Consider the following 4,946-nt stretch of genomic DNA (forward strand, 5'->3'; position numbering starts at 1 on the left):
GGACCGCCGTCTTTCAGACGGCTTACGGACCCCATGACCAGCTGTCGGCAACGCTCAGCGCAGACGCCTTCTGGGCCACACCAGATAACGCCGGACAGCCGGCAGGTTTAGTTCCCGTGTATACGAATGGTGGACACAGGCCCGATGCTCTCCGCGGCGCGGAGCTTCCACCTTCCCACGCAGCCCGTAGCCCGTAGGGCGGGAAAGCGCAGCGCATCCCGCCTTCAGCCTGTCCCGCAGTCGGAAACCCTGGCCCTATTGTCGCCGGATGGATCTGTTTTATCCGCAGATTACGCCGCTTTTCGCAGCTTATTCCAAGCTCAATCTGCGGGAATCTGCGTTATCTGCGGATAGAAGAAATCATGTGATCTTTTGCGATGATTTGCGTTCATTCGCGGCAAAAAAAGATTCCCCTGTTATCGGTACTTCGGCACTGCGGCAGGGTTTTTACGGAAGGTTTGGCCGCTTTGACCCCCTCACCCCAATCCCTCTCCCGATGAGGGTGTCGCAAAAGCGGTGGCGTCAGCTGCCAGTCCGTGAAATTTAAACCACAGAGAACGCAGAGCATTGGCCGCTTCCTTTCTCTGTGTTCTCTGCGTTCTCTGTGGTTTGAGATGATTTTTGCGACACCCTCCGGGAGCAACCGGCTGCGGGACAGCCCGGATTGGATTGAGTATGGGAAAATCGAGCTATCGAAAGACGAACCAACCAATAACACAATTGGTCCGATCGACGTTGGGGGCGGCTCCGCCGGGTCTCTTCCGGGCAAGCCTATTCGTCCAGGAGCAACCGCTTCGCCGCATTGATCTTGGCCGCCAGGTAGTCCGAGCCGCCTCGGTCCGGATGGAAACGCTGCATCAAGCGGCGGTGAGCGGCGCGGATCTCGCGTTTACTTGCCCCCTGCGCAAGACCGAGAATCGCAAGCGCCTCTTCCGGGGTCAGCGCGGCCTCGGCCGGCGGCGGTGCGGCTCCTGCCCCGCCCGTGCGTTCCCGCCAATCGCCACCCCGGACCCGATCAAGATAGGCCTCGAGTACCGCAGCGGACTGGTCGTCTGCGCTGCGACACAGGAGCAGCAGATCCACCAGCTGCTCCGGGTTCAGCGCGGATAAACGGTGACCTTGGAAGGGTCCTTCCAGCACCAGCCCATCCATCTCGCCGCTGGCATGGTCCAGGGTCATCTCCAGGAAGCGGGTGCGGATCGAAGATGTCTGTCCGCCGGTGCCTGCGGTTGCTCCCGATCTCCCGGACAAACCCAGGGCGTGCATGGCCTGCCGGATCATCGGCAACAGCCGCAGCAGATTGAGGACTCGGATGACCACGGGAACGGCGGCGGGGAGGGCCGCGAACAGGGGATGCAGTCGCCCGCTGACCGCCAGGAGCACCAAGACTCCCACGGCACCCCAGAGCAAGGAGCGACGCAGTAGCTTGGCAACCCGTTCCGGGGGCGTGCGTCTAAACCAATGCAGGAACCAGAGTACTGCGCCCACCAACGCGATCAGTAGGATCAGGCGACCAAGCATCACTCAGGAAGGATCAGGCTTTGATGATTTGGCGGGCCAGGCGCAGGGCTTCGCCGCCGCGCTGGTTCCCGAAGTCCTCCAATGCCGTGCGTCCCCCGGCGGCATAGACCGCGACGGCACTCAGCAGGTCGCGCAGGGTCTGCGGGCTATGTGCGTCGAAGTGACAATAGGCACCTCCGCTCAGGTGCGCAATCCGGCGGAAGCTTTGCTCCGCTCCGGGATCGGCCCCTTCCTGGAAGACGAAGGCAGGGAGACCCAAAAGACCAAGCCGTCCGGCAAGCCCGGCCAGCTCGTCTGGGTTCTCCTCGACACAGTCGCCCACGAACACCAGGGCGTTCACCCTACCGCGCCGCGACTCCTCCTCGGCATGTCGGAGCACCCGGCCAATCTGGCTGAGCCCCGCCGTGCAAGAGACACCGGTCATACAGGTATGAAGCGCAGAGGCCTCTTGGTACCAAGGCGAGCACTCAAACCCTAAAACGCCACTGTAATAACAAAGTTGGATCTCCAAGCCACCCAGCTCCGCGCTTTCGTTGAACATGGCCGCCTGGATCCGTGCCGCCCGATCCCAGGTCGGCTTGCGGCTCGCGGTGGCATCCATGGCAAAGATCAAACGACCGCGTCCGCCCACGGCAGGTACCGGCGTCTTCGCCACTTGGCGCAGAAAGGCCTCCACCTCGCCGCTGGAGGCCGAGTTCCGGATTTGTCTAGTACCGCCGCTCATCCGGGTGTTCTCAGACACGATTTCATCTGCCTCGTCGAGGGTGTCCTCAAGATAGCGCTTGAGATCCGGAATTTCTTCTACATTCGCGGCGGTATCCGCAGTGGCCCGGAGCCAATCCGTGGGACTTGCCGCTGCCCCGGCAGTGGCTTAGTTTAAAAAATTTATGCTTGGCCGCTCACTTTCCGGCCCATTTAACGCCGGGACGCAAGGGCGCCAAGACGCAAAGTTTCTTTGTTCTTTCTTTGCGTCTTGGTGTCCTTGCGTCATTGCGTTTTTTCGCGAACTGAGCCACTACCGCTGCCCCGATGAGCTTTTTTGCCAGGGCCTTGCTTGCGATCTTCACCAACTATATGCTTTGCGCGATCGATAATACTCTGTTTGGCCCGCTCGATCGCTGTCTCGACCGGATTAATACCTTACGATGTGTGTCTGCACCTTTGGAGACGGACCGGCAGTGCCTTGTGTTTTGCCGCAGGTCAGGGTCGGCGTGAGTGCCTGCCTCTTAGGTCAACGGGTACGCTTCGACGGTGGGCACAAGCGTGATGACTTCCTTACCGGGTCACTCGCCGATTTCCTGGAGTTGGTGCCTGTGTGTCCCGAGATGGGCATCGGGATGGGTGTCCCACGTCCGCCGATTCGATTGGTCGGGGCTCCGGAACGACCGCGCGCCCTCGGCGTGGACGATGCCACGCTGGATGTAACGGAGCAGCTCCTTTCCTTCGCCCGGCAGTGTGTCTCCTTCCGCGGAGACATCAGCGGTTACATACTGAAACAGGACTCGCCGAGCTGCGGCATGAAGGGGGTAAAGGTCCATGATCCCGAAGGTAAAACCGCCGACCGCAGGGGCATCGGCATCTTCGCCCGCGTCTTGATGGAGGCCAGACCGCTGCTGCCGGTAGTGGAGGAGACCTGGTTGAAGGATCCGGTACTACGCGCGGGCTTTCTCACCGGAGTCTTGGCGTACCACAGCCTGAGAGCCTGTCCGGCTTACGACTGTTCCACTGCGGATACGAACGCGTAAACCAGACAGGCTCTGAATTTTTCAGGGTGCCCCTATGATGACCTTGCGGCTGATGGCCTTCCGGCGCACTCGCCCGGCAGGGGTGAAGAACCCCCGCAGGAGGCGCTCTATATCACCACCCGCAAATTCGCCTGGTGAAGGTCTTGACACAAGCGAGGTGCGGTATCAGTTGTTTTTTGCGCCCTGGTCAATCCAGGCCTTTACCCGATCGATCTCGGCCTGGCTCGGCGCTTCGTCGTCGTCATGGGGCATGCGTAACGACGGATCCGCCCGTCCCTCCACGAGCATGATCAGGGCACTGGTGAAGCTGTCTCCCGGCTTGATGACGGGGCCGTAGGTGGTCCCCTTCATGAGGCTTTCGTAGTCGTCCATGCGCAGACCGCTGGTCTTGCTCCCTTTGCCGCCCTCGCCGTGGCAGCGCATACAGTAAGTGTCGAGGAAGGGTCTTACGTCGGCACTGTAGCTGACCGATTGCTCTCCGCAGCCCAGCAAGGTCACGGCGGGGGACAGTAGAACGAGAGTACGCGCGAGTTTATTCATCTCGTTATCTCAGTGGAATCTATGGTTTTCTGTGCCAAGTTTCAATCACTCTGTCCGTCATGTCAACGCGGGTCGTGTCGGTATCGGCCCAAAATGGTTTGTCCCCCGCAGATGTGGGGGAACAGGCTGCCGGAAGCTGGTAGCCGGCGACTATGACCAGGCGACATTGACTGCTAGACCTTTTCCACGGATGTACCGAGGCGATGAAGACACGCTGATACAGCCTTTGCCGCTGTCGTTGCAAGGGTCCGGTAGCCGGCGACGGGCAGCCAGCGACTGATGAACGAATGAGGGTTAAAACATGGGCATAATAGATGCGTTCGTCGAGACGCCGTTGGGGACCATCGGAATTGCGGTGAAGGATGGCGTCCTGTGCGGATTGGATCTGGAGCCGGACCGGACAACCCGGGCAAGCGATGCGCTGCCGGCCATGGTCCGGGAGCAGCTGATGGCCTATTTCGAGGACGGAAGCCACGCTTTCGAGCTTCCCTTAGACCTGCAGGGAACGACCTTTCAGATCCGGGTTTGGGAGGCGTTGCGGGAGATCCCCCCTGGCTGTACGGTCACTTACGGCGAGCTGGCATGGAAGCTTGGGACTGGCGCCCGCGCCATCGGGGGGGCCTGCCGCGCCAATCCCTGTCCCATTGTCGTGCCCTGCCATCGCATCGTTGCCGGCAAGGGTCTCGGTGGCTTTGCCGGTGATTCCAGCGGTCGTAAGCTCGCAGTCAAGCAGTGGCTGCTGCGGCATGAGGGGGCACTGCCTCCGGGAACACCGCCGGTCTCGAAGCGGCTGATGCCTTGACTTAAGCGTATCGAAGCTAAAGCCATTGGTTCCTCCTCACCCCAACCCGCTCCCCCAGGAGGGTGTCGCGAAAGCCCCGCTCCCGGTCTCTGGTTCCCAGGCAGCGCATGGGAACGAGAAAAATAGGCATGACTGATGACCATTTGGACCGGCAACTCGGCATTCAGGTTCTAAACGAAATATCGGTGATCCCGGGAGCCGACAAAATGTCGGCGATCCCAGGGGCCGACAAAGTGTCGTCGGTTCCGGGGACGCTGGGAGCGCCGTCTTTCAGACGGCTTACGCACCCAATGACCAGCTGTCGGCAACGGTCAGAGCAGACGCCTTGTGGGCCGCAC

General features: G+C 60.9%; 5 protein-coding genes. 2 read left to right on the top strand and 3 right to left on the bottom strand.

What is annotated here, in order from left to right; translation table 11 throughout:
- Positions 1-771: 771 nt before the first annotated feature.
- Both BQ17_RS05110 and BQ17_RS05115 read right to left on the bottom strand, forming a co-directional pair.
- Positions 772-1,521 carry a DnaJ domain-containing protein gene (locus BQ17_RS05110; RefSeq protein WP_089724869.1) on the bottom strand — a complete coding sequence of 250 codons (750 nt, stop codon included), beginning with the start codon at positions 1,519-1,521 and terminating at the stop codon, positions 772-774.
- Positions 1,522-1,534: 13 nt separating this feature from the next.
- Entirely contained in the window at positions 1,535-2,263 is a 729-nt protein-coding gene (locus BQ17_RS05115; RefSeq protein WP_369406457.1) for a VWA domain-containing protein, read from the bottom strand.
- A 436-nt stretch (positions 2,264-2,699) separates the two neighbouring features.
- Here BQ17_RS05115 and BQ17_RS05120 point away from each other — a divergent pair, with 436 nt between their 5' ends.
- On the top strand, positions 2,700-3,266 hold the full coding sequence (locus BQ17_RS05120) for a 2-thiouracil desulfurase family protein (protein WP_176722301.1): 567 nt from the start codon (positions 2,700-2,702) through the stop codon (positions 3,264-3,266).
- 165 nt (positions 3,267-3,431) lie between these two features.
- On the opposite strand, the gene BQ17_RS05125 is transcribed toward BQ17_RS05120, so the two are convergent.
- Positions 3,432-3,806, bottom strand: coding sequence for a c-type cytochrome domain-containing protein (locus BQ17_RS05125; protein WP_089724875.1), 375 nt, complete (start codon positions 3,804-3,806; stop codon positions 3,432-3,434).
- A 301-nt stretch (positions 3,807-4,107) separates the two neighbouring features.
- Between BQ17_RS05125 and BQ17_RS05130 the strand changes: the two genes are divergently transcribed.
- The gene (locus BQ17_RS05130; RefSeq protein WP_089724877.1) at positions 4,108-4,608 is read left to right on the top strand and encodes a methylated-DNA--[protein]-cysteine S-methyltransferase; all 501 of its coding nucleotides are present in this window, start codon (positions 4,108-4,110) and stop codon (positions 4,606-4,608) included.
- Positions 4,609-4,946 lie beyond the last annotated feature (338 nt).

The sequence above is a fragment of the Candidatus Thiosymbion oneisti genome, from assembly GCF_900092655.1.
GTDB lineage: Bacteria > Pseudomonadota > Gammaproteobacteria > Chromatiales > Chromatiaceae > Thiosymbion > Thiosymbion oneisti.

Excerpts from the sequence above, each read along its gene's own strand:
- BQ17_RS05130 (WP_089724877.1), top strand. The coding sequence starts at position 4,108 with ATGGGCATAATAGATGCGTTCGTCGAGACGCCGTTGGGGACCATCGGA.
- BQ17_RS05125 (WP_089724875.1), bottom strand. The coding sequence starts at position 3,806 with ATGAATAAACTCGCGCGTACTCTCGTTCTACTGTCCCCCGCCGTGACC.
- BQ17_RS05110 (WP_089724869.1), bottom strand. The coding sequence starts at position 1,521 with ATGCTTGGTCGCCTGATCCTACTGATCGCGTTGGTGGGCGCAGTACTC.